The 1465-nt window shown below is 42.2% G+C and carries 1 protein-coding gene; it reads right to left on the bottom strand.

The window, feature by feature from the left end:
* Positions 1-15 precede the first annotated feature (15 nt).
* A partial coding sequence (locus tag FFM73_RS12500) for an ISL3 family transposase (RefSeq protein ID WP_235874519.1) occupies positions 16-1465 on the bottom strand: 1450 nt, incomplete at its 5' end.

The following is a 1465-nucleotide window of genomic DNA, read 5'->3' as shown; positions in this document are numbered from 1 at the left end:
GATTTATAGGAGTACTTAGACCTCAATTGGTCTAGGTGCTTTTTTAGTTGGCAGTTTTTTGGACAATGGTTTGAACCAGACGCGTTCCAAAAAAATACGGTTAATAAAGTTGAACCAGTTTTTGTATCCGTAAGCTGTATTCTTAATCTTTTTGATTTGACTGTTAATACCTTCAAGAAAACCATTGGAGTACTCGTAGCGCAGGGCGTTGGAAACCTGTTTCTGATATTTTTTCAGGGATTTAATCGATTGGTCCATGCGATTATTTAGGGTGTGATAGTTGTTCAGAGTGCGTTCAAGTGTAGCTACATCACGATTCTTAACCGCTGAAAGAACGGCTTGATAAGTTTCATATGCAGTACGAAAATTTGGATCTAGATCAAGGCACATGGCAATCAAATTGACAGCTGTATCATAATAACCAACACTGACGTGATATGTTGGCCTACCGGCATCAAGCTCTTCAAAACGCTTCAAAAACACCTTCCATTCACGCTTCATAAATCGGTATGCTTTACTACTTTTAGGCACAGTTTTCATCACCTGCACACGGACCATATTAAGCGCAGTTGAGACCATCTGGACAATATGAAAACGATCCACGACCACCTTCGCATTTGGAAACAGACGAGGAACCAGATTGATGTACCCAGCGTTTAAGTCCAAGGAGACCGTCTTCACTTGCTGACGGGCCTTAAGTGAGAAGCACTCAAAGTATTTAGTTATTTGATAAGCGGTCCGTGATGGCAAAATTGAGCCGATTTCGTGGCGATCACTATCTCCCCAGATAAAGTTCATCTTGCCAGTCGCCTTGAATTCATCAAAGGCCAGATGTGCTGGTAGCCAAGTCGTTTGGTGGCAGTTATGGCGTGTGGCTTCTTCGTCGATGACGCGCTGAACAGTTTTATCGGAGATATGGTAACGGTGACTAATATCAGTGAGTGACTGATTTGAGAACGTCTCAAATAGGACCATTTGACGGACTGGCTCACTAATCACGCAATGCGGACGGACGTAGTCGGTCCGATTCTGAAAAATTGAAGTACAGTGACCACAGCGAAAACGCTGGCAGCTAAGCTTTAGATAAGTTGGTCGGTAGCTAAAACTTGGGGCAATGATTCGTTCCTGATCAAATCCATAGCGGACAATCTGATCGTTGAAACCACACTGAGGGCAGCGTTCTGGACATATGCTGAGTTTGGCATAATAGACTAAAGACATCACTCCTTGAATCAGTTCGATTTCAGCATCTTTGGTAAAAATGATATTTGGGTCTGTAATTTCAAGGGCTAATCGGATAGACTTACTAGTAAGGGACATTACACTCACTCCATTTCTCTTTTCTTTGGTCGGAACAGTGAACACGAAATAGTGTAGTGTCCTATTTGCGTGTTCAAATATAATAATGGTATAGAAAAAGGAGTTGAAAGGCAAACTGCCTATCAACTCCAAATATCGTAGCACC

The organism is Secundilactobacillus hailunensis (genome assembly GCF_005405185.1).
Classification (GTDB): Bacteria; Bacillota; Bacilli; order Lactobacillales; family Lactobacillaceae; genus Secundilactobacillus; species Secundilactobacillus hailunensis.
The sequence above is the reverse complement of the archived record's forward strand: the minus strand, read 5'-3'. Positions and strand labels throughout refer to the sequence as shown.